The sequence below is a fragment of the Microbispora sp. ATCC PTA-5024 genome (assembly GCF_000511135.2).
Lineage (GTDB): Bacteria > Actinomycetota > Actinomycetes > Streptosporangiales > Streptosporangiaceae > Microbispora > Microbispora corallina.
Genome location: NZ_KI866526.1, coordinates 418,691 through 444,651, shown reverse-complemented (window position 1 = coordinate 444,651; position 25,961 = coordinate 418,691). Strand labels below are relative to the sequence as shown.

24 protein-coding genes, 1 tRNA gene and 1 pseudogene are annotated in these 25,961 nt (G+C 72.5%); 10 read left to right on the top strand and 16 right to left on the bottom strand.

Annotated features, from left to right (window positions below; translation table 11 throughout):
- Positions 1-12 precede the first annotated feature (12 nt).
- Entirely contained in the window at positions 13-579 is a 567-nt protein-coding gene (locus tag MPTA5024_RS32760; RefSeq protein ID WP_442922109.1) for an RNA 2'-phosphotransferase, read from the bottom strand.
- A gap of 186 nt (positions 580-765) precedes the next feature.
- Here MPTA5024_RS32760 and MPTA5024_RS32755 point away from each other — a divergent pair, with 186 nt between their 5' ends.
- From MPTA5024_RS32755 to MPTA5024_RS44760, 3 genes and pseudogenes are all read left to right on the top strand, one after another.
- On the top strand, positions 766-1,593 hold the full coding sequence (locus tag MPTA5024_RS32755; RefSeq protein WP_232326742.1) for a hemerythrin domain-containing protein: 828 nt from the start codon (positions 766-768) through the stop codon (positions 1,591-1,593).
- 173 nt (positions 1,594-1,766) lie between these two features.
- The gene (locus MPTA5024_RS32750) at positions 1,767-2,597 is read left to right on the top strand and encodes a transglutaminase-like domain-containing protein (RefSeq protein WP_036332086.1); all 831 of its coding nucleotides are present in this window, start codon (positions 1,767-1,769) and stop codon (positions 2,595-2,597) included.
- 102 nt (positions 2,598-2,699) lie between these two features.
- Positions 2,700-3,440, top strand: a pseudogene (locus tag MPTA5024_RS44760) (IS701 family transposase); the annotation flags it as partial.
- Between the two features lie 21 nt (positions 3,441-3,461).
- Here the strand turns inward: MPTA5024_RS44760 and MPTA5024_RS32745 are convergent.
- From MPTA5024_RS32745 to MPTA5024_RS32730, 4 genes are all read right to left on the bottom strand, one after another.
- The gene (locus MPTA5024_RS32745; protein WP_051458942.1) at positions 3,462-3,746 is read right to left on the bottom strand and encodes a HesB/IscA family protein; all 285 of its coding nucleotides are present in this window, start codon (positions 3,744-3,746) and stop codon (positions 3,462-3,464) included.
- Positions 3,747-3,844: 98 nt separating this feature from the next.
- Entirely contained in the window at positions 3,845-4,447 is a 603-nt protein-coding gene (locus tag MPTA5024_RS32740) for an Rv1733c family protein (RefSeq protein ID WP_157099852.1), read from the bottom strand.
- A gap of 340 nt (positions 4,448-4,787) precedes the next feature.
- Positions 4,788-5,171: a hypothetical protein gene (locus tag MPTA5024_RS32735; RefSeq protein WP_036331569.1), complete on the bottom strand. Its 384-nt coding sequence runs from the start codon at positions 5,169-5,171 to the stop codon at positions 4,788-4,790.
- Positions 5,172-5,220: 49 nt separating this feature from the next.
- Positions 5,221-6,084, bottom strand: coding sequence for a LysR family transcriptional regulator (locus MPTA5024_RS32730; RefSeq protein ID WP_036332082.1), 864 nt, complete (start codon positions 6,082-6,084; stop codon positions 5,221-5,223).
- Between the two features lie 124 nt (positions 6,085-6,208).
- Here MPTA5024_RS32730 and MPTA5024_RS32725 point away from each other — a divergent pair, with 124 nt between their 5' ends.
- Positions 6,209-6,928 carry an SDR family oxidoreductase gene (locus MPTA5024_RS32725; protein WP_036332081.1) on the top strand — a complete coding sequence of 240 codons (720 nt, stop codon included), beginning with the start codon at positions 6,209-6,211 and terminating at the stop codon, positions 6,926-6,928.
- A 116-nt stretch (positions 6,929-7,044) separates the two neighbouring features.
- On the top strand, positions 7,045-7,569 hold the full coding sequence (locus tag MPTA5024_RS32720) for a DUF1697 domain-containing protein (RefSeq protein ID WP_036331568.1): 525 nt from the start codon (positions 7,045-7,047) through the stop codon (positions 7,567-7,569).
- 25 nt (positions 7,570-7,594) lie between these two features.
- On the opposite strand, the gene MPTA5024_RS32715 is transcribed toward MPTA5024_RS32720, so the two are convergent.
- Positions 7,595-8,551, bottom strand: a complete 957-nt coding sequence (locus tag MPTA5024_RS32715) for a DUF2332 domain-containing protein (RefSeq protein WP_036332080.1) — start codon at positions 8,549-8,551, stop codon at positions 7,595-7,597.
- Between the two features lie 52 nt (positions 8,552-8,603).
- On the opposite strand from MPTA5024_RS32715, the gene MPTA5024_RS32710 reads away from it, so the two are divergent.
- Positions 8,604-9,854, top strand: coding sequence for a cytochrome P450 (locus MPTA5024_RS32710; protein WP_051458940.1), 1,251 nt, complete (start codon positions 8,604-8,606; stop codon positions 9,852-9,854).
- A gap of 12 nt (positions 9,855-9,866) precedes the next feature.
- Here the strand turns inward: MPTA5024_RS32710 and MPTA5024_RS32705 are convergent, their stop codons facing one another.
- Positions 9,867-11,015 carry an acyl-CoA dehydrogenase family protein gene (locus MPTA5024_RS32705; RefSeq protein ID WP_036331565.1) on the bottom strand — a complete coding sequence of 383 codons (1,149 nt, stop codon included), beginning with the start codon at positions 11,013-11,015 and terminating at the stop codon, positions 9,867-9,869.
- 91 nt (positions 11,016-11,106) lie between these two features.
- On the opposite strand from MPTA5024_RS32705, the gene MPTA5024_RS32700 reads away from it, so the two are divergent.
- Positions 11,107-11,799, top strand: coding sequence for a winged helix-turn-helix transcriptional regulator (locus tag MPTA5024_RS32700; protein ID WP_036331563.1), 693 nt, complete (start codon positions 11,107-11,109; stop codon positions 11,797-11,799).
- Positions 11,800-11,820: 21 nt separating this feature from the next.
- On the opposite strand, the gene MPTA5024_RS32695 is transcribed toward MPTA5024_RS32700, so the two are convergent.
- On the bottom strand, positions 11,821-12,189 hold the full coding sequence (locus tag MPTA5024_RS32695; protein WP_036332079.1) for a hypothetical protein: 369 nt from the start codon (positions 12,187-12,189) through the stop codon (positions 11,821-11,823).
- 88 nt (positions 12,190-12,277) lie between these two features.
- Positions 12,278-13,153 carry an aldo/keto reductase gene (locus tag MPTA5024_RS32690; RefSeq protein ID WP_036331560.1) on the bottom strand — a complete coding sequence of 292 codons (876 nt, stop codon included), beginning with the start codon at positions 13,151-13,153 and terminating at the stop codon, positions 12,278-12,280.
- Positions 13,154-13,258: 105 nt separating this feature from the next.
- Between MPTA5024_RS32690 and MPTA5024_RS32685 the strand changes: the two genes are divergently transcribed.
- From MPTA5024_RS32685 to MPTA5024_RS32675, 3 genes are all read left to right on the top strand, one after another.
- Entirely contained in the window at positions 13,259-13,813 is a 555-nt protein-coding gene (locus tag MPTA5024_RS32685) for a TetR/AcrR family transcriptional regulator (protein ID WP_036331557.1), read from the top strand.
- A gap of 77 nt (positions 13,814-13,890) precedes the next feature.
- Positions 13,891-15,519 (top strand): ABC-F family ATP-binding cassette domain-containing protein, encoded by a 1,629-nt coding sequence (locus MPTA5024_RS32680; protein WP_036331554.1) that lies wholly within the window; start codon positions 13,891-13,893, stop codon positions 15,517-15,519.
- An 87-nt stretch (positions 15,520-15,606) separates the two neighbouring features.
- Entirely contained in the window at positions 15,607-16,515 is a 909-nt protein-coding gene (locus tag MPTA5024_RS32675) for an alpha/beta fold hydrolase (protein WP_036331550.1), read from the top strand.
- Here MPTA5024_RS32675 and fxsT read toward each other — a convergent pair.
- The 7 genes from fxsT to MPTA5024_RS32645 form a co-directional block, all read right to left on the bottom strand.
- A complete protein-coding gene (fxsT, locus tag MPTA5024_RS32670) occupies positions 16,484-20,371 on the bottom strand; it encodes an FxSxx-COOH system tetratricopeptide repeat protein (RefSeq protein WP_036331547.1) in 3,888 nt (1,295 codons plus the stop codon). The two genes, MPTA5024_RS32675 and fxsT, sit on opposite strands and share 32 nt — an antisense overlap.
- Positions 20,372-20,374: 3 nt before the next feature.
- A complete protein-coding gene (locus MPTA5024_RS32665) occupies positions 20,375-21,589 on the bottom strand; it encodes a TIR-like protein FxsC (protein WP_084370185.1) in 1,215 nt (404 codons plus the stop codon).
- Positions 21,590-21,674: 85 nt separating this feature from the next.
- Complete coding sequence (locus MPTA5024_RS32660) at positions 21,675-23,936, bottom strand: FxsB family cyclophane-forming radical SAM/SPASM peptide maturase (protein ID WP_036331544.1); 2,262 nt, start codon at positions 23,934-23,936, stop codon at positions 21,675-21,677.
- A gap of 18 nt (positions 23,937-23,954) precedes the next feature.
- Positions 23,955-24,131, bottom strand: coding sequence for a hypothetical protein (locus MPTA5024_RS41490; RefSeq protein ID WP_157099851.1), 177 nt, complete (start codon positions 24,129-24,131; stop codon positions 23,955-23,957).
- A 214-nt stretch (positions 24,132-24,345) separates the two neighbouring features.
- A complete protein-coding gene (locus tag MPTA5024_RS32655) occupies positions 24,346-25,236 on the bottom strand; it encodes a DUF4231 domain-containing protein (protein WP_036331542.1) in 891 nt (296 codons plus the stop codon).
- A 21-nt stretch (positions 25,237-25,257) separates the two neighbouring features.
- Positions 25,258-25,707: a hypothetical protein gene (locus MPTA5024_RS32650; protein WP_332310651.1), complete on the bottom strand. Its 450-nt coding sequence runs from the start codon at positions 25,705-25,707 to the stop codon at positions 25,258-25,260.
- A gap of 159 nt (positions 25,708-25,866) precedes the next feature.
- Positions 25,867-25,943 (bottom strand) — tRNA-Lys (locus tag MPTA5024_RS32645).
- Between the last annotated feature and the right edge of the window lie 18 nt (positions 25,944-25,961).

The following is a 25,961-nucleotide window of genomic DNA, read 5'->3' as shown; positions in this document are numbered from 1 at the left end:
CACCGAGATCGTTCAGGGAAAGCGGAGGAAGGCCGGCGGGACGTGGGCGACGAGCCAGACGCCGTTGGCGCTGACGTGGAACGCGTGACCGGCGGCCTGCATGGCGGCGGCGTCCACCTCGAGGATCACCGGCCGGCCGCGGCGGCCGCCGACCCGGGTGGCCGTCTCCCTGTCGGGCGACAGATGCACGTGGTGCCGCGCCATCGGCCTGAGCCCCTGCTCCCTGATCGCGGGCAGGACGGCGGCCACGGTGCCGTGGTAGAGCAGCGGCGGCGGCTCCGCGGCCGGCAGCGCGAGATCCACCTCGACCGAGTGGCCCTGGCTGGCCCGGATCCGGCCGACGTCGATCACGTACCGCTTCTTGTCGTTGCGCTCGACGACCTCCTCCAGCTCGCCGCGGGAGAAGGGGAATCCGTCGCGGGCGGCGGCGTCCAGGAGGACCCCGACGTCGACCCAGCCGTGGGCGTCCAGCTCGATGCCGATGCGTTCGGGCTGGTGCCGGAGGTGCTTGGCCAGGTATTTGGATATCCGCACCATGCGCCGCTCGTCCATCGGCACCATCGGCACCTCGCTCGCCATGAGCAATCAGTAGCAGAGCGGATCGGCTGGCCGCCTCCGCATTTCGGTCGAATGGGCCATGAGGCGGTCAGCGCCGTTCGTCGTGACCGAGCGCCTGGCCACGGCTGAGCGGGGCGCCGGCTGATCTGAGGCAAGTATTACCCGCGTCATCACATCAGCTCACCGCCGGCCGGGCAGGGATCGGGCGTGACGCGGTCCGGCCGGGCCGCGTCGAACTGGTTCGGGGGACCGGAGGCGACGATGAGGGACGAGGCGACGGGTGACCGCGGGACACCGATCGTGCACCGCCGTCAGGTGCTCGGCCTGCCTGTCGCCCTCCCCGTCGTGCTGCCCGTCGTCCTGGCCGGCGGCTCGCCGGCGCTGACCGGCGGCGGCAGCGCACAACGACCCAGCAGCGCCACGACACCCGCCCCCGACCAGAAGCAGGCGGCCGAGGTGCCGGTGACGCCACCCGAAGACCTCATGCGCGAGCACGGAGTGCTCAAACGCGTCCTGTTGATCTACCGGGAGGGCATCCGGCGGATCGACGCCGGCGAACAGGTGCCCGCGCACCCCCTGCACGCCGGCGCCCGCGTCATCCGTGACTTCATCGAGGACTACCACGAGCGGCTCGAAGAGCGATACGTCTTCCCGCGCCTGCTCAACGCGGGCAAGCTGACCGACACCGTGCCGGTGCTCCTCCAGCAGCATCAGCGCGGGCGTGTCCTGACCGGCCGCATCCTGGACGCCACCGCCAGGCCCACCCCGCAACAGGCCCGCCGCGGCCTGTTGGCCGATATGGCCGCCTTCATCCGCATGTACGAGCCACACGAAGCCCGCGAGGACACCGTCGTCTTCCCCGCCATGCGGGAGGCCGTCCCGCCCAAGGAGTTCGCCGAGATGGCCGAGACCTTCGAGGACGAGGAGCACCGCCGCTTCGGCCCGTCCGGCTTCACCGGCATCGTCGGGCAGGTCGCCGACATCGAAAAGGAGCTCGGGATCTACGACCTGTCCCAGTTCACGCCGCGCGTGTAGGCCCGTGGCCCGCACGTAGACAGGCCCATCGCGCAAGCGCCCCGTCCTGCAAGGGGCCGGGCGGGATCCGGACGCCGGGCTAGTACTCCAGTGACACTTTGAGATCACGGCGGAGATCTGCGCTGCTGGTGGCAGGCACTCGATTGTCGTACCCGGTCCCTATGATCCGGGTCATGGCCGACGACGTGCTCGACTACTCACTGCCCGGTCCCTTCACGAGTCTCGATCCCTCGCAGCTCCGGCTCGCCGAGGGGCTGCCCGACGACCCCGTCGGCATCTGCGCCGCAGCCCAGGGCCTGGTCATCCACATCTTCGATGTCGGCCCCCTGAACCTTCCCGAAGACCGCCTCGCCGAAAAGGACATCAGGCCCGTCAACGCCCTGATCACCGCGCTGACCGCGCTCGACCCATCCCCCCTCCACCAGGCCCGGCCTCCCGGGAGGCGCGTCGTCGGCACCTGCCGAGACTTCGTCACGATCGCCTGCGCCCTCCTGCGGTTACGAGGCATCCCTGCACGTGCGAGATGCGGGTTCGGCATGTACTTCAAGGAGGGCTACGGCCTCGACCACTGGATCACCGAATACTGGCGCGACGACGAAGACCGCTGGGTGCGCGTCGACACCGAGCACCTCGGCCACGGCTTCGTCGCCCGCCCCGACGACCTGGCCGAAGGCGAGTTCCTGACCGGAGGCGAAGCCTGGACCCGTTACCGCCAGGGCCACGTCGACGGCCACCGTTTCGGCGTCCCCGGCACGGACGACGCCTGGGGACCGTCCGAGATCCGCGGCAACGCCGTCCGCGACCTCGCCGCACTCTGCAAACACGAGATGCTGCCCTGGGACGAATGGGGCCGCATGACCGATGCCTACGCCGGCAAGACAGGCCCCGACTACGACCTCCTCCTCGACACCCTCGCCGACACCTGCGCCGACGCCCATCTCCCCGCCCTATTCCACCTTTCCACCCACCCCGACCTTGCCGTTCCTGCCCACCTACTCGCCTGACTCCACACCCTCTGGTGCTTCAGTGACACTTCACGATCTATGTGGGTGAGGTCGCATGGAAACGGCCACCACATGATCGTTCGGAGTTTGTGAAGACATACCGCTCTGGCCGCACAGATGATCGCCGCAGCGTTGCAAGCGGGCTTGACCGCCCGCTGGGTGACCGGCGATGAAGTCTACGGCCAAGACCCTCGCCTGCGAACGCTCCTGGAGGAGCGCCATCTGGCCTACGTACTGGCGATCGCTGGCAACCGGCGCGTGGACCTGGAAGGCACCCAACGAACCGCCGAAGAGATCGCCGCAGGTATGGCCGACCGGCACTGGCACCGCTACAGCGCCGGCAACGGGGCCAAGGCCCACGCATGTACGCCTGGGCGTAGGCCCGCATCGATGCCAGCCGGCCCGGCCACCGCTGGCTGCTGATCCGGCGCAACCTGGTCACCGACGAGCTCGCCTTCTACCGCTGCTACGCGCCCACCCCAAATGCCGCTCTTGACCCTGGTACGCATCGCGGGTATCCGCTGGCACGTGGAGGAATCCTTCCAAGCCGCCAAGGGCCAGGCCGGGCTGGACCACTACCAAGTCCGCAACTGGACCGGCTGGCACCGGCACATCACGCTGGCCTGCTGGCATTGGCCTTCCTCGCCGCGCTGGCAGCCGCCCAACCCGGCACCGACGAGGATCACATCCCTTTGAACCGTGCCTGAACTCCGCCGTCTGCTGGCCGTACTCGTTCTCACCCAGCCCCGGCCGGTCGCACAGATCCTGCGTTGGTCACAGTGGCGACGCCGCCACCAGGCCACCGCCCGCCGATGCCATTACCAGCGCAGATACCAACCATGATCCCGAAGTGTCACTGGAGTACTAGGACTCGGGGGTGAACTGGAACGTGGGCCGGCCTCCTGGTCCGGTGTGGACGTCGAGGGTGCGGTCGCGCAGGAGCCCGGCGGCCTCGGGTTCGAGGAACACGCGCACGTCCGACCTATCCAGCACCTCGTCACCCGGAGAGGGTGCGCTGACCAGCGAGAACTCCAGGCCCGCCGCCTCCCCGGGCAGGGCGGAGATCCGCAGCCCGGCCCTCTTCGGGAGGTACTCCCCCACCATGAGGTCGCGGATCGCCTGAACGGCACGGTCGGTGAGGGTCAGCACTGCGGCCTCCTCGGATGCGCGGCTCCGATCGGTAACGCCCTGGAACGGGATCGTCTGGAACGCGACTCGCGTAGCCGCGGGACTCGCCGGGACGGGCCTCAGGGCAGGGCGTCCTCACCGGGGCGGCGGCGACGGGGGTTCACGGAGATCCACTCGGCCTCCCAGGCGGCGAAGCGACGGCGGTCGAGCAGCGCGCGGAACAGCGCCAGCGACGCCAGCAGCAGACCCACGGCCACGGCCTCGGTCGACACCCCGGTGACCACCGCGCCGACGGTCGTCTCCATGTGGACGGGCGGGCCGTCTCCCGGGCGGCCGGACGGGTCGAGCCAGACGCGGACGAGGGCGCCCGGCTTCGTGCCCTCGGGCACGGGGGCCTCGCCGACGACCCGGCCGCGCCCCGGGACCGTCCAGGCGACCCGGGTCCGCAACTCGGCTGCCGCGCCCTCCAGGGACACCCAGGTGAGCTTGGGGGCCTCGGCCAGGACCGTGGCCGTCACCCACTGGCCCGCCCGCTCCTGGGCCACGCCCGATCGGTAGACGGCGTTGCCCGCGACGGCGGCCGGCCCCAGGCAGGCCACGCAGAGCGCGAGGAACACGAGCGCGGCGAGCGCTTCCAGGCGGTCGGAGGCGCGCCGGAGGGGGTTGCCGTCCGGCCGGTACAGGCGCACACGCCTGAGGGCCCATTCAGCCGTTCCTCGCACCAGACCCACCTCCTCCTGCAGTTCTCCCCACGGTGACGCATCCCGCACGGCTCCGGCAGGGCTTTTGGCCGTACGCTTGCCGGGACGTTCGCCCCTCTTCCGTCTTTTCTACGCGGCGCACCGGGCGGTCCTCCCCCCGGCCCGGTGGGTTGGCTCCCGTGAAAGCCCGGACCGGCCAGGCCGCCCCTGGTGCCGACGCCACGCCCACGCGGGACGCCGCGCCGGCGCTACCGCCGCCCCGGCCGCCGTCCACCTCGCCCGTTGCTCGCATGCCGACAGTCTCGCCTCTTCCCGCCGCCCCGACTCGCATCTCCGGCCCGCCTGTGGACAACGGGGAGCCTCAGACCTCCGGTTCGCGGAACTCGGGGACGTCCTGGGGCGGCGCCGAAGGGTCGGGGTTCAGGGCCTCCAGGGGCGTGTCGTCCTCGATCGCCCGTTCGGCCGCGACGGTGTCCTCCACGGCGGTGAGGCGGGGCGGCACCTCCAGCAGGCCCGGCTCGCCCTCCTCGCCGCGCCTCTCGATGGCCGCGTTCACGGCCCGCACCAGGTCGTGGTGGGTGTAGCCGCCCTCCGGCACCTCGTTGAGCAACTCCAGGACGCCCGGCCCCAGGGCGTCGTCCGCCCCCGCCGCGGCGTACAGATCCCGCCGCGTCACCTGCGCCCGGGTCAGGAAGAGCTCGTCGATGATCTCCCCAAGCCGTTCCAGCTCCGTACGGTCCGGCATGTCCGATCCCTCCTCCGTCTCCCCTCCAGCCGTACCCGTAGTGCGGGTTTCAGCCCTGCAGATCGACGGCGACGGCGACGAATTCCTGGATCAGCCGGCTGCGGCGGGTGGCGTCCCAGGCGAGGTGGACCTGGTTGGGCGGCAGATCGCGCACGGAGACGTGGACGACGTCGGGCCGGGTGTAGAAGGCCGCCGTGGACGCCGGAAGGATCACGATCCCGTGTCCGGCGGCGACGTGTTCGAGCTTCTCCTCGACCGTGCGGATCCGGGGACCGGCGCTGCGGGAACCGGCGGCCGTCTCGGTGGCGACGTCCCGCCATTCGGGGACGGCGTCCGGGTCCTGCAACAGGTGCTCGTCGGCGAGGTCGGCCACGCTGATCGCGTCCTTGCCCGCCAGGCGGTGGTCGGCGGGCAGCGTGACGACGCGCGGCTCGGACAGCAGGTGGCGCGTCCGGAGGCCGCGCCGCTCGATCGGCAGGCGGACGTAGCCCACGTCCACCTGGCCGTCGCGGATGAGCTCGGCCTGGTCGTCCCAGCTGACGCGCAGCACCTCGACGGTCAGGTCGGGGTGGCGGGCCGACAGCGCGCGGACGGCGGGCGTCACGATCAGGCCCGGCATGAACCCCACGGTGAACGTACGGGGGCCGCGTGCGGCCCGGCCGACCCGGCGGCGCAGCGCGTCGGCGGAGGCCAGCAGGGGACGGGCGTCCTCCAGCAGTTGCCGGCCCGCGGGCGTCAGCTCGGTCGCCCGCTTGTCCCGGACGAACAGCTGGGCCTTCAGCTCGTTCTCCAGCGCGCGTATCTGCCGGGACAGCACGGGCTGCGCGATGTGCAGCGCCTGCGCGGCTCGGCCGAAGTGCAGCCGCTCGGCCACCTCGACGAAGTAGCGCAGCTTGCGCAGGTCGACGTCCACCGGCATCTCCTTCGGCCCGTGATGCCTTCAGGGTATTGCAGCCGCCGGGAAGGGTCTTGGACGCCGGGGGCCGCGCGGCCACATCGTGAAGGGGACGGAACGCAACTACGGAAAGGCCCGTCTCATGAACCTCAAGGGACAGCGCGTCGTCGTCCTCGGCGGCACCTCCGGCATCGGCCTGGCCACGGCGGAGGCCGCCGCGGCCCAGGGCGCGGAGGTGGCGGTGGTGTCCAGCAGGCGTGCCAGCGTCGACCGGGCGCTGGCCGCCCTCCCCGCCGGGACCCTGGGAAGGGCCGCCGACCTCGGGGACCCCGCCCAGGTGCGGGCGGTCCTCCAGGAGATCGGCGAGTTCGACCACCTCGTGTTCACGGCCGGCGAGGCGCTGGACCTCATGCCTGTCGCCACACTCGACCCGGGCGCGGCCCGGGACTTCTTCACGGTGCGCTACTTCGGCGCCCTGGCCGCCGTCCAGGCCGCCGCCCCGCTGATCCGTCCCGGCGGCTCGATCACCCTCACCACCGGGATCGCCAAGGACCGTCCCGGCCCCGGATGGGCCGTCGCCGCGAGCATCTGCGGGGCGATCGAGTCGCTGACCCGCGCCCTCGCCGTCGAACTCGCCCCCGTCCGCGTCAACGCGGTCTCGCCCGGGGTCGTACGGTCACCCCTGTGGGCGTCGATGGGCGAGGCCGACCGGCAGGCCCTGTTCGAGGGGGTCGGCGCGGCCGTCCCGGCCGGCCGGGTCGGCGAGGTCGGCGACGTCGCTCCCGCCTACCTCTACTGCATGACCCAGCCATGGGTCACCGGCACCGTCCTCACCGTGGACGGCGGCGCGATCCTGGTGTGACCGCCCGCCGCACACCTGCCGTACACGCCGCCGTGCGCCGGCCTCACACCTGCCGCATACCTGACGCGTTCCGGCAGGAACCGGGGGTAGCGTCGCCGCCGTAAGGAGGCGATGCGATGCGGTACGTGGCGCTGCTGCGCGGGATCAACGTCAACCCCGCCACCGCGGTCGCGATGGCCGACCTGAAGGCGGTCCTCGAACGGCTCGGGTACGGCGGGGTGCGCACCCACCTGCGCAGCGGGAACGTCCTGTTCACGGCCGACGGCGACCCCGGCCCGGCCGCCGCGATCGAGCGGGGACTCGCGGACGACCTGGGACTGCGAATCGCGGTGATCGTGCGAACGGCGGAGGAACTGCGCGGAGTGGTGGAGCGCAACCCGATGGAGGTGCGCGACCCCGCCCGGTTCGCGGTGGTGTTCCTGTCCGGCCCCCCGGACCGGGAACGGCTGGAGGCGGTCGACCCGGCGGCGTACGCGCCGGAGGAGATGGCGATCGGCGAGCGGGAGCTGTACGTCCACTTCCCCGACGGGCTGCGGCGCCCGAAGCTGCCGCCCCTGCTGGAGAAGCTGTCGTCCACCCCCGCGACGATGCGCAACTGGAACACCGTGACGCGTCTGCTCGCGCTCGCCGAGGAGCCCTGAGACGTCTCCGGACCCCTTGGACGCTTCAGGCGAGCCACTCCAGCCATTCGCCGTGCGGGCCGGCCATCGCGAGGGGCTCCCCGTCCAGCGCGGGCAGGAACGCCAGGCGATCCTCGGGCAGCGGCCGGGTGAGCCGGGCGAGGACCGCGGGCAGCCGGGGTGAGCCCTCGTTGGACACCCATCGGACGGGCAGGCTCCTCACGGTCGCCACGAAGCGGTCCCGGGCCTCCGCGTCCAGGTACGGCAGGACCGCGCTGTGGAAGACGACGACCGTGGCGCCCCCGGGCGCCCGGTCCACCAGTTCGGGAAGCGCCTCTGTGGCGTCGCCCCGTACGAGCAGCGGCGGGTCCTCCCGGGCCATCCGGGCGGCGCCGCGCAGCCGTTCGAGCCGGTCGTCCTGGCCGGGCCACACCAGGGACTCCAGCCAGCGCAGCGCCTCGTCGTCCCGGACGTCCACCGGGTCGAGGTCGATCCCGGCCCGCCACACCACCTCCGGCACCCGCTCGGGCACCGGCACCCTCCCGTTCGTCCGGCACGTCAGGACGACCGGGCCGTCCGCCGGCCCGACGGGCGGCAGGTCGTCGTACCGGTAGCGGTAGCGGTCGGGGTAGAGGCACAGGCCCGCGGAGGCGCCGACCTCGATGAGGGCGAGCGGCTGCGGCAGCGACGCGAGCACCGGGAGCAGGCTGGCGCACCGCCCGGCCTCGTTGGTCTGGGTGCGGTGGGTGAGGATCGTCTCCCGCAGCGCGTCCCAGTGCCGCACGCACCACCGGGGGAGCCGCGCCGCGTCGTCGCGGGGGCCGCCGAGGAAGCCCGCCGCGGCCAGCAGCAGGTTGGGCTGACGCTTCGCCGGCGGCAGGGTGTCGATGAGGCCGACCAGCTCCGGGTCGGCCGCGACGGCCCGCGCCACCTCCTCGTACGCCGGGGAGAGCCCCCGGACCTCCTGCCGGGCGAACCGCCGGTACGTCTCCGCCGTGTCCACGCGCGCCACCTCCGCGTTCCGTGGGCGCCACCGCCGCCGATCGTCGATCAGTATGGCGGTGAGGACACGCACGCCCGACAACGGGAGGCACCCTGTGGCCGACGCCGAGCGCGACGCCCTGCTCCGCGACCCCTATCCCCGCTACGCCGAGGCCCGCGAGGCCCCGGGGCTGACCTTCCTTCCCGAGATGGACGCCTGGCTCGTCAGCAGGGACGCCGACGTGCGGGAGGTGCTGCGCCGGCCCGGGGACTTCTCCTCGGCCAACGCGCTGCGCGGCGGCCAGGTGCCGCCCCCGGCCGTCCTGGCCGAGCTGGCCAGGGGCCTCGGGGGGTCGCCCGTCGTCGTGACCTCCGACGGACCGGCCCACCAGCGGTACCGGGCGCCGCTCGTCCGCGGCCTCTCCCCCGCCCGGGTCGCCGCGATCGCGCCGTACGTCGCGGAGCGCGCGGAGGCGCTGATCGCCGGCTTCGCTCAGGCCGGCCGGGTCGAGCTCGTCGGCGCGTACTCGAGACGGCTGCCGGGCGAGGTCGTCGGCCGCCTGCTGGGCCTCGACCCCGAGGACGTGCCGGTAGCGGTGGAGGCGAGCTACCGCGCCGAGGAGCTCTTCTTCCAGCCGGGCGGCGAACGGGAGAAGGTCGCGGCCGCCCGCGAGGTCGTCGCCCTGCAGCATCTGCTCGACGGCTACGCCCGGCGCCGCAGGGACGACCCGCGCGACGACCTGTGCACCGAGGTCGTCCAGGCCCTCGCCCCGGGACGCGCTCCCCTCACCGCCGAGCAGCGGTCCGAGCTGGTCTCCAACCTGCAGAACCTGCTGATCGCCGGGCACCTCACCACCACCGCCCTCATCGGCACCGCCGTCCTCCACCTGCTGGAGGACCCGGCCCGGTGGGACCTGCTGCGCGAGCGTCCCGACCTGATCCCGGCCGCGGTGGAGGAGTGCGCCCGTTACGACGCCCCGGTCCAGGCCTTCCGGCGCCTCACGACCCGTCCGGTGACGCTCGCCGGCACCGAGCTGCCCGCCGGCGCCGCGGTCCTGGTCGCGTACGGCTCCGCGAACCGGGACGGGGAACGGCACGAGCGGCCGGACGAGCTCGACGTGACGCGGGCGGCCCGGCGGCACGTCGCGTTCGGGCACGGCGCGCACGCCTGCCCGGGGGCGCAGCTCGCCCGCGAGCAGGTGCGGATCACGCTGGAGACGCTGGCCCGGCTGCTCCCCGGCCTGCGGCTCGACCCCGACCGGCCCGTCGTCATGGCCCCCACGCTGATCCACCGCTCGCCCGAGGAACTGCACCTGCTCTGGTGAGCGACCGGGCGTTCAGGAGACCGCGGCCTCGGCCAGGGCGCAGGCTCCCACCATGGCCAGCGTGGCCTCGGGGTTGATCGGGTGGAACCGCCCGGCGCGGACGTCGCGATAGGCCCGCTCCAGCGGCGAGGTCCGGAAGAAGGCGGAGCCGCCCACCACGTCGAGCGCGATGTCGACGACCTCCTTCGCCTCGCACACGGCGTGCCGCTTGGCGACCATCAGGGTCGTCAGGGTCCGTTCGTCCGCCGCCGGGTCCTCGCCGGCCTCCTCGACGGCGGCGAGCAGCGCCCACCTCGCGACGACCAGCCGCGCGCCCATCTCCCCCAGCCCGCGCACCGCCGCCGGAGCGGGCTCCCCGGGGCGGCGGGCGAGGACGCGCAGGGCCTCGTCGTACGCCCCCTGCGCGATGCCCAGGTAGACCGCGCCCACGACGGGGGCGAAGTGGATCGCCGCGACCAGCAGCGGTCCGGCCAGCTTCCCGTACGGCCGGCGGCCCACGACCTTGTCCGCCGGCACGAAGACGTCGTCGAAGACGAGGTCGTGGCTGGCGGTGCCGCGCATGCCGAGGGTGTCCCAGGTCTCCACCAGGGACACGCCCGGGCTGGTCAGCGGCACGCCGGCGTGCAGCACCTCGGCACCGGGACCGGGCTCGCCCAGCACGGCGGAGGTGGAGATGACGGCGGCGGCCGGCGCCTGCGAGCAGAACGCCTTGCGCCCGGTGAACCGGAAGCCGCCCTCCACCTCGACGGCCGTCGTCGTGGGGCACACCCAGTCCGAGCCGCCGCTGGTCGCCATGACGAGTCCGTCGGCGGCGACCCGGCGCAGCACCCCCTCGGCGTCGGGCGCGCCCCGGCGGTGCCACCAGAGCTGGACGAGGGTCAGGTAGAGGTGCATTGCCGCGGCCAGCGCGGCCGATCCCGCGTGGCGGGCCAGCTCGTGCTCGGCGAGCACCACCTGCCGCAGGCCGACCCCGAGCCCGCCGAACTCGGCGGGCACCGCCATGCTCAGGTACCCGTGCTCCCTCATGGCCGCGTAGGCCTCGGTGACGAAGGTGGCGTCCCGGTCGTGGGCCGCCTCGGTGGGCGCGCACAGGCGGCCGACCTCGGCGGCCAGCGCGACGATCTGCTCGTCGGTGCGGACGGAGTCCACTGTGATGGTCATGAGCCGACGGTAGGAACACGCCGGTCCCGCGACCAGTACGAGATCTGTACCGGCCGTTGGCTCGGCGTCACGCGCTGGTTAGCCTCGGGACATGGGTTCCTCGTACCGGCAGTTCTGCCCTGTCGCGAAGGCGCTGGAGCTGCTCGACGAGCGCTGGACGCTCCTCATCGTCCGCGAGCTGGTCACCGGAAGCCGGCACTTCAACGAGCTGCGCCGCGGCGTCCCTCGCATGTCCCCCTCCCTGCTGTCCTCCCGGCTGAGCCGGCTGGTCCGGGCGGGAATCCTGGAACGGCGTCCCAGCGGAGGCCGCGTGGAGTACGTCCTCACCGACGCCGGGCGCGAGCTGCAACAGGTGGTCGAGGCGCTGGGCACGTGGGGCATCCGGTGGATCCCGCAGCTCGGCGACGAGGACCTCGACCCGCACCTGCTGTTGTGGGACATGCACCGCAACGTCGACCACGAGCGCGTCCCCGCGGAGCGCACGGTGGTGCAGTTCCGGTTCCCGGACGTCCCCGCGCCGAGCCGCGACTGGTGGCTCGTCATCACTCCCGGCGAGGTGGACGTCTGCGAGGACGACCCCGGCTTCCCGCCCGGGGTGCTGGTGACGACCAGTCTGCGCCGGATGACCGAGATCTGGCGGGGCGACCTGAGCTGGGCCGAGGCCCTGCGCGCGGGTGAGCTCGAGGTGCACGGGCCCGAGTCGCTGCGCCGCGGCCTGCCCCTCTGGTTCACGCTCTCGCAGTTCGCCCCGGTCCCCCGTCCCCCCGCACTCGGCCATACCTGAAAGCGCCGCCGTCACCGGGGATCAGCCGCCCGGGGGCGGGCGGAACTCGCGCACCACCTCGATCGGCCCGGCGATGTGGGCGTTGAACTCCTCCAGTTCGCCCGCCGGCACCCACAGCTCCAGGATGTCCCGGCCGCCCACCTGCCGTACGGGGTAGCGGGCGGCGAAGGCGGCCTGCACGCGGAACCGCGTGACGTAACCGACGCCCGACCTCGGGGCGTTCCAGTCCCGCGCGATCCTGACGGCGTACTCCTCGGTCAGGACGGGGTAGAAGATCGGCTGCTCCGGCAGGCGAGGCGGCCACGCGCGCCACCCGGAGCGCCGGACCAGCTCCAGCTCCTCCGGCCCCGTCGGCCGCCACAGCGTGACGAGCGCCTCCTGTCCCCGCATGCACATCACCTCCCCTGACGGGACCCCATCGTGTCCGGCGCGGCGGCCACGATGCGAGCCCTTTTCGGTGACGTCGTGAAGCGGGGGGTCACTCGTCGGCGAGGGCGGTGATGGCGGCGACCTCCTCCGGGCTGAGCGCGATGGAGGCGGCGGCCATGTTCTCGCGCACATGCGCGAGGCTCGTGGAGCCGGGGATCGGGAGCATGACCGGCGAGCGGTGCAGCAGCCACGCGAGCGCGACCTGCTGCGGGGTGGCGCCGTGGGCGGCCGCGATCGGCGCGAGGGTGGCCGCCACCTGACCGGCGTTCTCGCCGCCGTCACGCAGGCTGACCGGATGCCACGGAGAGAAGACGGCGCCGTCCCGCTCGGCCGCCGCGAGCAGCGCGCGGCCACTGCGGTTCCCGACGTTGTAGAGCGCCGTGACCGCGGCGATGTCCGCGATGCCGCGGGCGATCTCGTACTGCTCCGGGGTCACGTTGGAGAGCCCGATGTGCTGGATGTATCCCTCGTCCTGCATGGCTTTGAGCTCGCCGACCTGGTCCTCGAACGGGGCGTCGACGGCGTACCCGCTGTGCAGGTAGTAGAGCTGCACGCGGTCGAGGCCGAGCCTGCGCAGGCTCGTCATGAGCGCCTGGCGGAGGTACTTCGGGTTGCCGACCGATCCGCGGGTCGAATAGTCGTGGCCCCCGCGCACGAACCCGCCCTTGGTCGCGATGACGAGGTCCTCCGGGTAGGGGTGGAGCGCCTCCCGGATGAGGAGCTCGTTGGTGTGGGGTCCGTACACGTCGGCGGTGTCGATGAAGGTGACGCCCTCGTCCATGAGGGAGCGCAGGAGGCGCAGGCCGCCCTCGTGGTCGGGGTACGGGCCCCACACCTGGGGGCCGGTGAGCTGCATCGCCCCGTATCCGATGGCGGTGACCGCGAGGTCCCCGCCGATGGTGATCGTCGGAAGCTTGCCGGGCATGACGTACCGCCTTCTATGATGAAGTGGACAAGGCCCCCGGTTATCCGGGGATAGTCCCCACATTAGTGGGGACTTCATCCGTTTCGCAAACGATAGGTTCCGCGCATGCCCGACCTGCTCGCCCAGCGCCGCCCGCACCGGGCGGACGCGGCACGCAACTTCGACGCGCTCGTCGCGGCCGCGCGCGAGGTCTTCGCCGAGCACGGCGGGGACGCCAGCATGGACGAGATCGCGCGGCGGGCCGGCGTCGGCAACGCGACGCTGTATCGGAACTTCCCGACCCGTGAGGCGCTCGTCGAGGTCGTGTACCTGTCGGAGGTGCAGGCCGTCTGCGACCACGCCGAACGGCTCGCGGGGGCCGAGGACCCGTTCGGCGCCCTCGTCGAATGGCTGCGGCGGCTCGTCGAGGTCGCCGGCACCAAACGCGTGCTCATCGAGGGCCTGGCGTTCAACCCGAGCGCCTACCCCGTGGCCCGGGAGGCCCTCTACGAGGCCGGCGGCGCGCTCGTCGCCCGCGCCCACGAGGCGGGGCGGGTCGACCCGGGCCTCGACATCGACGACGTGATGCGCTTCGCCATCGGCGTGAGCGTCGGCGTCTACCGCGACGACGACCAGCGCGAACGCGTCTTCCAGGCCGCCATGAGGGGCATCGGCGCCTGACGTGGCGCGGGGCGCCGGCGAGGGGGACGCGCGCTCGTACGGCACGAGTTGGACGAGCCGATAGTGTCGGTGTCCTGATGAGCGCCACTCTTGTCGCGAAGGACCTCGCCGCCGGGCACGGCGACCGCGTCCTGTTCACCGATCTCGATCTGGTCGTCGCGCCCGGCGACGTCGTCGGCCTCGTGGGGGTCAACGGCGCGGGCAAGTCCACGCTGCTGCGACTGCTGGCCGGCCTCGACACCCCCGAGCAGGGGTCCGTACGGCTCAGCCCGCCCACCGCCAACGTGGGCCACCTGCCGCAGGAGCCCGAACGGCGTCCCGGGGAGACGATCGCCGCGTTCCTCGCCCGGCGGACCGGTGTGAGCGCCGCGCAGCGGGCCCTCGACGCGGCCACCGAGGCCCTCGTGGGCGGCGACCCCGGCGACGCGTACGCGGAGGCCCTCGACCGCTGGCTCGCCCTCGGCGGCGCCGACCTGGAGGACCGGGCCGCCGAGGTGGCGGCCGACCTCGGGCTCACCGTCGACCTCGGCCAGCCGATGACGTCCCTGTCCGGCGGCCAGGCGGCCCGCGCCGGGCTCGCGTCGCTGCTGCTCAGCCGGTACGACGTGTTCCTGCTCGACGAGCCGACCAACGACCTCGACCTCGACGGCCTCGACCGGCTCGAACGGTTCGTGACCGGCCTGCGCGCCGGGACCGTGGTCGTGAGCCACGACCGGGAGTTCCTCGCTCGTACGGTCAACCGGGTCGTCGAACTCGACCTGGCCCAGCGGCAGGTCCGCGCGTACGGCGGCGGCTACGACGCCTACCTGGAGGAGCGCGAGGTCGCCCGGCGGCACGCGCGGGAGCAGTACGAGGAGTACGCCGACACGAGGACCACGCTGGAGGCCCGAGCCCGGGCCCAGCGCGCGTGGATGGAGAAGGGCGTCAAGAACGCCCGCCGCAAGGCCCCCGACAGCGACAAGGTCGGGCGGAAGTTCCGCACCGAGGCGACCGAGAAGCAGGCGGCCAAGGCCCGGCAGACCGAGCGGATGATCGAGCGGCTGGAGGTCGTCGAGGAGCCGCGCAAGGAGTGGGAGCTGCGGATGGAGATCGCGGCCGCGCCGCGCTCCGGGGCCGTGGTGGCCACCCTGCGGGGGGCGGTCGTGCGGCGCGGCGCGTTCACGCTCGGGCCGGTCGACCTGGGCGTCGAGTGGGCCGAGCGGGTCGCGATCACTGGCGCGAACGGCTCGGGCAAGACGACGCTGCTCGGCGCGCTCCTCGGCCGGCTGCCCCTCGACGAGGGCACGGCCGCCCTCGGCCCCGGCGTGGTCGTGGGCGAGGTCGACCAGGCCCGCGGCCTGTTCGAGGGCGACGATCCGCTGCTCGACGCGTTCGGCGCGCTCGTCGACCTGCCGCCGGCCGACGTCCGGACGCTGCTGGCCAAGTTCGGCCTGCGCGCCGATCACGTGCTGCGCCCGGCGGCCACCCTGTCCCCCGGCGAGCGCACGCGGGCGGCCCTCGCCCTCCTCCAGGCCCGCGGGGTCAACCTGCTCGTCCTCGACGAGCCCACCAACCACCTCGACCTTCCCGCGATCGAGCAGCTGGAGTCGGCCCTCGCGTCGTACACGGGGACGCTGCTGCTGGTCACCCACGACCGCCGCATGCTGGAGGCCGTCCACACCACCCGCCGCCTCGTCGTCGAGTCGGGCAAGGTCCGCGAGGGCTGACACGGACGGCATCGTCGTCAACACGCCTCGGCATGGGACAAACCAAGCAGAAAGGGGGAAATGCATTAAGAGGAACGGGGAGGTGCCTTGACCACATTCGTGCGGTCTCGTGACGGGAGGACGCTGGCGGTCGAGGAAAGGGGTGAACCTGAGGGTTATCCGATCTTCCTGCTCCACGGCACGCCGGGCAGCCGGGTCGGCCCGTCGCCGCGCGCGGCCGTCCTGTACCGGCTGGGCGTGCGGCTGATCACCTACGACCGGCCGGGGTACGGCCTGTCGGACCGGCTGCCCGGGAGGACGGTCGCGGACGTGGCCCGCGACGTGGCCGACGTGGCCGACGCCCTGGGCGTCGAGTCGTTCGCCGTCATCGGCCGGTCCGGCGGCGCGCCGCACGCGCTCGCCTGCGCGGCCCTGCTGCCCACCCGTACGACGCGGGTCGCGGCACTGGTCCCGCTGGCGCCCCTCGACGCCGAGGGGCTCGACTGGTTCGAGGGCATGTCGGTCTCCAACGTGACCGAGTACACCGCCGCGGCCAACGGCCATGGCGCGGTTCTGGAGCTGCTCGCCCCCACGGCCGACCGGGTGCGGGCCGACCCCACCCGCATGGTGCCCGCCCTGGACGAGGAGCTGCCCGAGCCCGACCGGCGGGTGATGGCCGACTACGGCATCCGGCGGATGCTGGCGATGAACTTCGCGGAGGCGCTGCGCTACTCGCCGGCGGGCTGGGTGGACGACGCCCTGGCGTTCTGCCGTCCCTGGGGGTTCGACCCCGGGCTCATCACCCGGCCGACCCTGCTGTGGCACGGCGACGAGGACGTGTTCTCGCCCGCGGAGCACTCGCGCTGGCTGGGCGAGCGCATCCCCGGCGCCACGCTCGTGATCGAGGCGGGCGCCGCGCACTTCGCGTCCCTCGCGGTGCTCCCGGACATCCTCGCCTGGCTGACGGCCGGGACCAGCCGCGTCGTCAGAAGGGCTGTGGTTCGAGGTCGCGATTGACCAGGACCCACTCGCGCAGGTGGCGGACCGTGGGGTGCGCCTCGCCGAGGACGCGGCCCATCACCGTGCGGACGCGGTCCCTGGCCTGCTCGGCCCGGGCCGCGTCCCCCGCCTGGTGCAGGATGACCGCGAGGTTCGCCTCGCAGGCGAGCGCGTCCGGGTGCTCAACGCCGAGCTTGCGGTGCAGCCGTTCCAGGGTGGCCCGCGCGAGCAGCTCCGCGGGGGCGAACTCCCCCACGTCGGCGAGGCAGTTGACCAGGTTGATCGCGGCCGCCAGGGTCACCGGGTGGTTCTCGCCGAGCCGCGCGCTCAGCCCGTCGACCACCACCTGGGCGTCCTGGCGGGCCTCGTCCACGTCTCCCGTGCCGCGCTTGTACGTGGCGAGGTTGTTGACCGCGATCAGCGTGCCCGGATGCTCGGGCCCGAGGCTGCCGCGGTACATGTCGACGATCTCGCCGGCCAGCTCACGCGCCCCGGCCTTGTCGTCCAGCGCCGACATGCAGCAGGCCACCTCCAGCCGCGCCGCCAGGGCGTCCGGCGTCCCCGCGTAGCGCTGCTGGTAGCGGTCGTCGGTCTCCTTCGCGAGCTGCCAGGCCTCGTGCTGCTCGCCGGCGCGGCGCAGCGACACGGCGAGGCTCTTGGCCGTGCGGAGGGTGTCGACGAAGTTCTCCCCGAGCGCCTCCCGGTAGTGCTGCAACGTCGTCCGCAGCAGGTCCACCGACTCCCGGTAGCGGCCGATCTCGCGCAGGTCGCGCGCCAGATGGGCGGCCGAGAACAGCGTGTACGGGTGGTTGGGCCCGAGCACCCGGGTGCGCTTGGCGAGCGTGTCCTGATCGAGGTCGCGGGCGCTGAACCCGTCGCCCACGAGCCGGTGGCAGAGGGCGAGGTTGTTGGCCGCCGCGAGGGTGCGGGGGTGGTCCTCCCCGAACAGGTTCTTCCACCTGTCGTAGGTGACCCGGTCCATCTCCAGCGACTCCTCGTACCTGCCGAGTGCGCGGTAGTCGGCGGCCAGCCCGCCGGAGGTCAGCAGGGTGTGCGGGTGGTTCTCCCCGACCACCCGGCGCTGCATGCCGAGCACCCACTCGTCGAGGGAGGCGGCCTCGTCGTAGTCGCCCTGCGACCGCTTCACGTTGGCGATGTTGAACAGCAGGTGGAGCCGCTGCCGGTCCTCGGTGCCGAAGTTGCGCTCCCAGTAGTCGGCGAGGAAGTCGCCCAGCTCCCGGGCCGCCTCGAAGTCGCCGCGCTTCCAGAGGTACCGGACCCGGTCGGTCAGCAGCTGCCGGGTCTCCTCCTCCTTGCACTCACGGGCGCGGGACGGGCCGAGGTGCTGCCAGATGATGTCGTAGCGGACCCAGTTGTCCGGGTCGTCCACGTCGCCCTGCCGGGGACGGGCGCCGACGAGGATGTGGTGCACCTCGTGGCACGTCTCGTCCTGCTGGTCCTCCGTCATCTGGCTGCGGATGACCGCCTGCACCAGGCGGTGGACCTGGATGGTGTTGTTGCCCTGGTCGACCTTCGCCAGCGCGTACCGCCCGACCTCCCTGATCACGCGGCCCAGCACCAGCTTCTCGCGCAGGGCGTCGTCGTACGGCACCAGCGCCTGCTGCATCTCGTCGCTGTACAGCAGCTGCATGGAGATGGGCTCGGGGGCGAAGAACGCGCACAGCTGCAGCAGCCGGACCGAGGCGGGGGAGCTGTCGCGGAGCTTGGCGAGCGAGACGTTCCAGGTGACGGCCACCGGATGGGGGTACTCGGAGGGGGCGCCCAGCTGGAGGACCCGGGCGGTCTCCGCCTCCAGCTCCTCCAGAAAGGCCGCGGCCGACATCCCCGACTCCGCGAGCCAGGCCGCCGCCTGCTCCACGGCCAGCGGCAGGTTGCCCAGCGCCGCCGCGATCCTGATGGCGTCCTCCTCGTCCAGGCCCGGCACGCGGCGGCTCAGGTGCTCCAGGCTCTCTGCCTGGCTGAAGACGTTGACCTCGAGAGGCGAGGCCACCGCCGACCACGCCTGGTTGCGCGACGTGACCAGGATGTGGCCCGAGCCGCCGGGGAAGTAGTCGCGCAGGTCGTCCGGGTCGCCCGCGTTGTCGAAGATCAGCAGCCAGCGGGAGTACGGCTCCTCCCCGCGGCGCAGCGCCTCCTTGACCGCGTTCACCGCCTCGGCGATGTCCTCCCCGAGCGGCATGTGCAGCTGCCGGCCGAGCTCCTCGAACGCCGCGTTGATGCGGTCGCGGTCCTCCGAGGAGATCCACCACACGAGGTCGTAGTCGGCCATGAACCGGTGCGCGTACTCCAGCGCCACCTGCGTCTTGCCCACACCGCCCAGGCCGTACAGCGCCTGCGGGAGGACGACGGCCGGGTTGCCCCCGACGAGCTGGGCGCGCAGCATGTCGAGCAGCTCGCCGCGGCCGGTGAACGCGGCGTTGCGGGCCGACACGTTCCACACCTTGGGGACGCTCCCGGGGAACCTGGCGCCGAGGGCCGCCAGGTCGAGGGGCCCCTCGTCGGCGCGGCCGAAGGCCTTGAGCAGCGTCTGCGCCGCCGCGCGCTCGCCGATCCTCGTCAGGTCGGTCAGGGCCCGGTCGCCGAACGGCTTGGGGAAGTGCGACTCGGAGATGCGCAGGGGGATCAGCTCGCCGCGGTTGGCCTTCTCGGCGGCGTCCATGCGCTGCCAGACCTCCCCCGCCCGGGGCGCGCGCAGGAAGGCGTTCGACAGCACCGCCACCGTGCGGGGCGCCTCCCCGGGGAAGTCGGCCGCCTCGTCGCCCTCGATGCCGCGCAGCGTGACGCGGTAGCCGTACCGGGCGAGGACGGCGGCGATCCAGTCCGCCCACATCCGGTCCTCGGCGGCGTAGCTGAGGAACACGTCGCTCTGGTAGGAGGCGTGCCGGCGCACGTACCCGTCCAGGTGGCGCAGCCGCACCGCCTCGTCCATCGGCGGGAACGCCGTCACCTCCCCGTCGGTGATCACGCCGGCGAGCCGTTCGAACGCGGCCAGCAGCGAGCCCGGCCGGTTGGGCTCGTCGCCGAACGTCGCGAGGATCTCCTCGAACGCGTAGAAGGGCATGTACGGGACCTCGACGGCCCCCCAGTAGTGGTTGAGCTGCTCCGGCGTCATGCCGCGGGGGAACCGGTCGAACATGCGGCGCGCGTGGCTGCGTCCGGCGTCGCACTTCTCCTTCTCGCCCATCTCGATGCGCATGGGCACCGGCAGGATGCGGATCGCGCGGTCCGGGTACCGCTCGTCGATGTGCCGGGCCACCGACGAGGCGCCGTCGATGCCCTGGTCGGAGAGGGTGAAGCAGTCGACGAGCACGTCGGGCAGCTCGATGGTGCAGATGTCGGCGATGTCGCTCAGCCCGGTACGGCTGTCGATGAGCACGTAGTCGTAGCAGGCCTTCATGTCGGCCCGCAGCGCCTTGAAGAACTGGCCGCCGCCCTGCCGCTCGTAGAAGGTGTCCCAGTCGAAGCTGGAGACCAGCGAGGAGTAGTCGCGGTTCTGCCGCCCGGCGGAGATGAAGTCGAGCGTGCCGTCGCCGGGGAAGGGGAAGTCGAGGGAGACGGCGTGCCGCTCGACCCTGGCGTACTCGACGTGCCAGTCCTTGGGCCGCTGCTCCTTCTTCATCGCCGCCCACTGGTAGGTGGTGATCAGGTCGATGACCCCGGAGGTGGTGGCCACGACCCCGGGGCTCAGGAAGGGCCGGAAGAACTTGTGCAGGCCGGGCGACTCCAGGTCCCAGTCGATCACCAGGACGCGCTTGCCGTTGCCCGCCAGGATCCAGGCGGTGTTGGCCAGCGCCATCGTCCTGCCGGTGCCGCCCTTGTAGGAGTAGAACGTGACGACTTTGCCCTCGGTCATTTTCTACTCCTCCGGCCCCATGAGTCGCGGCTTGTCCACCTTTTCGCCCTCCGGCGGGTAAGCGGGGGCGTACTTGAAGAACTGCTGGGACGCCTTGTTGAGCGCCTCCGGCAGGGCGATCCGGAACGCGTCCAGCGTCGGGACGTCCGGAGCCGACGCGGGCTCGGCGAGCTTTCCCCCGAGCGCCTCGGTGAGGCATCCGCGCAGCCGTGGCTCGTGGGCGAGCAGTTGCCGGTCGCCCCGGTTCCACGGGACCACGACGGTGATCCACTGCCGGTCGGGCCGGTCGATGGAGCGCAGCGCCTCCTTGCACGGGTCCTTCGTCGTGGCCCAGGGATCGACCAGCATCACCCCCGGCGACTGGGGCTCCTCGGCGCCCAGCGAGTCGAGGTGCTCCTCCAGGGAGCCGACCTCCGGCCGGAACCCCCGCGCCCGGGCGAGTTCGGCCGCGCAGTCCGCCAGCGGCCGCGACCCGTTGTGGTCCCGGTACGGGTCCCACTCCCGGGCGGTCCAGCCGTAGTGGTAGGGCGTCCGGCCCTCGGGGAGGTGCTGCAGGTCGGGGGCCACCACCGTGAGGGTGACGGGCCGCTCGGGGATGCTGTGGTCGAACGCGCTGGGAACGGTCCGATAGTCGGCGATGGCCCGCTCCGGCATCGGGGTGCTCTCCGCGACCTCGATGATCCGGTTGGCCAGCGCGAGCGTCGCCTCCTCGTACTGCCGGCGGTACTTGCTCAGCTTGATGATCCCGTAGAAGCCCTCTTCGGCGTACCGGGGATGGATGTCGGCGTGGTTGAACTGGATGTCCTCGGCCGCGGCCGGCAACGTGAGCTGACGCATCGGCGTCCAGAGGGCGGGGATGACGGTTTTCGGGGCGCTCTGCCCCTGCGCGCGCCCGAGAAAGGCGGCCCACTCCTTGCCGCAGTGCTCGCTCTCGAAATACCGCGGGGAGTAGAGGGGGACGAAGACCCGGCAGGCGGACAAATTACTGGACAATGCTTCCGGCCAGTTATCACCGATCCGTAATTCGCGGTCCATGTAACCGGCGGCTTCCGGGGGCACCTGCGTGAGGTTGATGATGTGCTCGCACAGACGCTGGAACAGCTTGCCGACCCAGAGATTGGGGTCTCCCACGGAGGCATCGATACGCGGCATGTGCGCGTAGCTGAAGAAGAAGTACGGCCGCGCGGCACCCCTGTCAGAGGGGGTTGTCGATGCCATCCGCCTCCTTCCCGGGAAGTATCACTATAGGAACGCGGACATTGTCAGGAAAGTGCCAGACCCGCGATCCCAGTGATTTCCCGGATTAACGGCCGGGGAGGGTCCACGCCGCCTGGTGGCGGCGCGACCGCCGGGCCGCGGCCGCCTCGGCCGCGGCGGGGACCGGCTCCGAAAGCCAGGGGGCGACCGTCTCGCGCATCCCGGCGACGAACCGCTCGCCCAGCGGCGTCATCGCGCCCGACTCCGCGAGCCGCTCCACGGCGGCCGCCGTGTCCGCGCGCCAGCGGGCGAACTGGACGTGCCCGGGGTCCGGCACCTCGTGGCGGCGCACCCGCCAGAAGTCGGTGACCGCGATGTGCGCGTAGGTCCCCTGGAGCAGCCCCTCCAGCGGCCGCGGGTCATCCCGCCAGGGGGCGTAGAACAGGCGCCCGTCCGACTCGTCGTACAGGTCGAGGAGGTCGAGGATCGCACCCATCTTGACGTGCTGGAACTCGTGGATGAGCAGGAGCGCGAGGACGTCGGGCCCGGCGGGCAGGGCGGCCGCCACCGCGCCGAACGCGTGCCGCGCCGTCGAACTGATGTCCCGTCCGGCCTCGCCCGGGGTCAGCGGGGTCACGGTCGTCAGGCCCGCGCGCAGCCCCGGCGCGTACCGGGGGAAGGCGGTCTCGATCAGCTCCCAGGCGGCGGTGAAGGCCGCCTGCCAGCGGCCGGCCTCGTCGTCGGTCAGGCGCGGCGCGGCCGGCCAGCCGTGGCAGTCGCGGAAGGGGTCGGTGTCCTCCAGCGCGATCGAGAAGCCGTCCGCGGTCAGCCGCCGCACCGGATGCCACGGCCCCCCGCCCTCGATGGAGAACCGCCCGTCGCGCACGTCCAGGTGGTCGCCGTTCCCCGCGACCTCCAGCACGCCCAGGGTGGGCAGGTGGACGCGCCCGCCGATCACCTCGACCGGCACGACCGCCGAGGCTCCGGCGTGGACGGCCGCGGCCGCGGCGATGTTGCCCAGGTGCCCGGGGTGGGCGCGCGCGAATTCGGCGGCCCAGACGCGCACGTAGGGGTGGCCGAGGACGTGGCGGACCGCCTCCGGATGGTCCCTGTCGAGCGTCTCGAGCAGCCGCCACGCCTCCGGCGGTGTCCCCTGACCGGACACCGACGCCAGCAGCGCGCGGCGGATGCTCTCCTGGGAGCCGGCGAGGCCGGCCACGTCGCGGGCGCCCCCGAAGCCGCGGGCCAGTTCCTCGATCGGGAGCGTGTGCGTGCGCATGTCGATCCTGTCGCGTACGTGGGTGATGAGCCGGTAGAGGTCGGCCGAGTAGACGCTCGGGTTCGCGAACCCCGTGCCCTCGCGGTAGCGGTGCGCGTAGAGGCCGCCGCCGCAGGTGTCCACCACCGGGCAGGCGCGGCACGTCGCGCACAGGCCCGCGAGCCCCTGCCGCCGGGCCACGATCCCGGTGTGCCGGGCCACCGTGTCGAGGTCGTGCCGCAGGACGTGGAAGCCGGTGGCGGGCGCCCCGTCGTAGGCGGTCTTGAGGGAGTCGGCCTGCTCGTAGGCGCCGTCGGTCTCGATGACGACGAGGTCCGACGGCTGCAGTCCCAGCGACTCGGTCGCGCTCGGCCCGTCGATGATCGACTGGAACATCCGGACGGGCGGCCGGCAGCCCTCCGCCAGCCACAGCTCGAAGACCTCGATCAGCCAGTCGGCGTACGCCGTGGGGGTGGGCCGGGGCGGCGGGGCGTCCCAGGTGGCGTGCGGGAGAAGGAAGTCGACGCGCGGCGGGTCCAGCTCAGCCAGCGTGCGGTAGACGGCGGCGGGGTCGCTGCGCACGTCGACGGTGCACAGCAGCCCGGCGTAGACCTCCGGTCGCCCGCGCAGCCGTTCGACGGCCCGGATCGCCTGCGCGAACGAGCTGCGGCCGTCCGCGAAGCGCCGGTGCAGGTCGTTCGCGGCCCGGTCGCCGTCGAGCGACACGCCGACCTTGACGCCGTACTCGGCGAACACGTCCAGGAACCGGTCGTCCAGACGGACGCCGTTCGTGTGGAGGCGCAGGTCGAGGTCGCAGATCGGGTCGAGAGCCGCGCGGAGCTCGCCCGCGATCCGGCCCAGCCGCTCGGGACCGGCGAGCAGCGGTTCGCCGCCGTGCAGGACCACCGTGACCTGGGGCAGGCCGTGGGTCTTGACGTGTTCGGCGATGCGGAGCGATGCCCATGTGACGGTTTCGTCCGACATGACCCGGGGACGGCCACGCCAGCTTTGATCAGCGTGTTCGTAGACGTAACAGTGATCGCAGGCGAGATCGCACCGACTGTGAACTTTAAGGACGAATTGCCGGAATGCCCCGAAGGGCCCACTCATGGCGGCCCCCAGGTCGAATCAGATCGACGAGTTGAAAGCCGCGACGGGAACGCGGGGAATGACCGGGGAGTCAGGCTTGATTCGCCGGAGGATATCGGCGGAGGCGGTCTCGCGGACGAGCGACAGCGGAACGAACCGCAGGTCAACAACCTCGGAAGCGACTTCCGTCCGCTTCTCTTCCGCGAGAGTGCTCATGGCCGTCCTTAAATAACCCGAACCAGCGTTCGGAAAGTGTCAGAGCGGGGTCCGCCGACCCCGCTACAGTACCCCCATTATGGGGGCCACAGGAGGCGAATCCCACATCGCGATCGGCACTCTGACCTGGTCTTTAATGCTGAACGAGCAACGATACTCCGGCGTGCCCGAGGGGTGTCTTAACTATCCTAAACGTTACAAAACCCTAATCCTTTCAGGCGTGTGACGCTGACCAGAGGGTGTGTTCACGGGAAATGGCCTCTTCCGCCTCGTCGACGAAATGCGCCCACTCCGGCTCCGTCGTCGGCCAGTCGGCGCGCACGACGATGTCCCCCAGTTCCAGGGCGGCGACGGCGTACGCCCCGGCGACCTGCTGGTGCTGGCGGGTCTGAAGCCAGGCCACGCAGGCGGCGGCGACCGCTCCCATGATCCCGGGCAGGTCGAGATTGGGGGCACTGCCGGCGAGGGCCGCCTTGATCGCGGCGGCCATCAGGCCGAGCGCCTCGACGACCGCGACCGTGACGAGCCACCGGGCGGCCTTGCGCTCGTGGATCGCCGCCTTCGCCGCGTACCAGGCGCGCTGGTCGTTCAGACGGCCGACCATGTAGTGGCGTTTGCGCTCGTCGAGCGGGCGCGCGCGCATCTGCCGCATCCCCTCGGTCACCTGCAGCTCCCCATCGACCAGCGGGACCGGCGACACCCCGCGCAGATCCCCGGTGATCTTGCTGAACCGGCGGAGGAGGAGTCTTTCCGGCTCGTGGTCCTCGCCCGCCCCGATGCCGAACGGCTGGCCGCCGACCAGGTAACGCCAGGCCAGCGTCTTGGCCGACTCCGCGGCCGAGCGCGCCTCGTACCACTGCCGGTCGGGACGGGTCGTGAGCAGGTAGACCTCCGTCACGAGCGCGACCGCCATGGCGGCCGCCGCCACGGTCGCCGGGGCGTCCAGGCTGCCCACAACCAGGTCGAACGAGCCGCACGCGGCGGCGACGACCAGGGCGGACAGCCGTACCGCGGTGGCGGACAGGAGCCGTCGCTGCCCGGAGACCGCCGAGCGGTCGGCGGCGCGGTAGAGGGCGGGGAACTCGGAATCGGGAAGCGTCTCCACGCTTCGAGGTGAACCAACGGCTCAAGGAGTGTCAAGTCTTGACGTACCGTGCGGCCAGACCACGACGACGGGAAGGTCGCGCCGCCGCGCGCACGCCACCGCGTCCGCCGTCCCGCCAGCGCCACGGGAGGGACGTCCGTCCCACACGGCGACGAGGAGGTCGGCGGATTCGAGCATCACGTCGTTGGCCGCCGCGTACGCCTCCGGGGACGCCGTCCGGTACGGCAGCCGCCGGACCACCGCGGCCCGGCCGAGCAGCGCCTCGAACGCCCCGTCGCCGTACGCCTCCGCGGGCACCACCGCCTCCAGCCGGCCGCCGAGGTCGAGGACGGCCTGCGCGAACAACTGGTCGGCCCCGGCTGCCAGGCAGCTGATGCCGACGAGATCGGGGGCGTGCGATGCGAGGACTCCGCGAAGGGCCGCCTCCAGCAGCGGCACGCTGTCCCGGCTGACGTCGCGGTGGCCGGTCACCGCGATCCGGATCAACGGCGGCGGCCGGGGATCGCGCGACGCGGCCGGGGTAGCCGGCGGAGGACGGCCCTGCCGGCCGCTTCCTCTGTCACGCGATTCACGTCGCCGCTCATGAGGGCGAGACTACCGAAGCCGGCGGGCCGCAATCCGGTGGGATCATGGTGCGCCGCCAGGGACTCGAACCCCGGACCCGCTGATTAAGAGTCAGCTGCTCTGACCAACTGAGCTAGCGGCGCGAAAGCCCTTAGAGGCTA

What these genes read in the sequence shown, in the direction of transcription:
- MPTA5024_RS32680 (WP_036331554.1), top strand. Translation starts at nt 13,891, where the DNA reads ATGAGCGCCACTCTTGTCGCGAAGGACCTCGCCGCCGGGCACGGCGAC.
- MPTA5024_RS32750 (WP_036332086.1), top strand. Translation starts at nt 1,767, where the DNA reads ATGGCCGACGACGTGCTCGACTACTCACTGCCCGGTCCCTTCACGAGT.
- MPTA5024_RS32685 (WP_036331557.1), top strand. Translation starts at nt 13,259, where the DNA reads ATGCCCGACCTGCTCGCCCAGCGCCGCCCGCACCGGGCGGACGCGGCA.
- MPTA5024_RS32720 (WP_036331568.1), top strand. Translation starts at nt 7,045, where the DNA reads ATGCGGTACGTGGCGCTGCTGCGCGGGATCAACGTCAACCCCGCCACC.
- MPTA5024_RS32710 (WP_051458940.1), top strand. Translation starts at nt 8,604, where the DNA reads ATGGCGGTGAGGACACGCACGCCCGACAACGGGAGGCACCCTGTGGCC.
- MPTA5024_RS41490 (WP_157099851.1), bottom strand. Translation starts at nt 24,131, where the DNA reads ATGAGCACTCTCGCGGAAGAGAAGCGGACGGAAGTCGCTTCCGAGGTT.
- MPTA5024_RS32690 (WP_036331560.1), bottom strand. Translation starts at nt 13,153, where the DNA reads ATGCCCGGCAAGCTTCCGACGATCACCATCGGCGGGGACCTCGCGGTC.
- MPTA5024_RS32760 (WP_442922109.1), bottom strand. Translation starts at nt 579, where the DNA reads ATGGCGAGCGAGGTGCCGATGGTGCCGATGGACGAGCGGCGCATGGTG.
- fxsT (WP_036331547.1), bottom strand. Translation starts at nt 20,371, where the DNA reads ATGACCGAGGGCAAAGTCGTCACGTTCTACTCCTACAAGGGCGGCACC.
- MPTA5024_RS32725 (WP_036332081.1), top strand. Translation starts at nt 6,209, where the DNA reads ATGAACCTCAAGGGACAGCGCGTCGTCGTCCTCGGCGGCACCTCCGGC.
- MPTA5024_RS32700 (WP_036331563.1), top strand. Translation starts at nt 11,107, where the DNA reads ATGGGTTCCTCGTACCGGCAGTTCTGCCCTGTCGCGAAGGCGCTGGAG.
- MPTA5024_RS32695 (WP_036332079.1), bottom strand. Translation starts at nt 12,189, where the DNA reads ATGCGGGGACAGGAGGCGCTCGTCACGCTGTGGCGGCCGACGGGGCCG.
- MPTA5024_RS32705 (WP_036331565.1), bottom strand. Translation starts at nt 11,015, where the DNA reads ATGACCATCACAGTGGACTCCGTCCGCACCGACGAGCAGATCGTCGCG.
- MPTA5024_RS32735 (WP_036331569.1), bottom strand. Translation starts at nt 5,171, where the DNA reads ATGCCGGACCGTACGGAGCTGGAACGGCTTGGGGAGATCATCGACGAG.
- MPTA5024_RS32660 (WP_036331544.1), bottom strand. Translation starts at nt 23,936, where the DNA reads ATGAGTGGGCCCTTCGGGGCATTCCGGCAATTCGTCCTTAAAGTTCAC.
- MPTA5024_RS32665 (WP_084370185.1), bottom strand. Translation starts at nt 21,589, where the DNA reads ATGGCATCGACAACCCCCTCTGACAGGGGTGCCGCGCGGCCGTACTTC.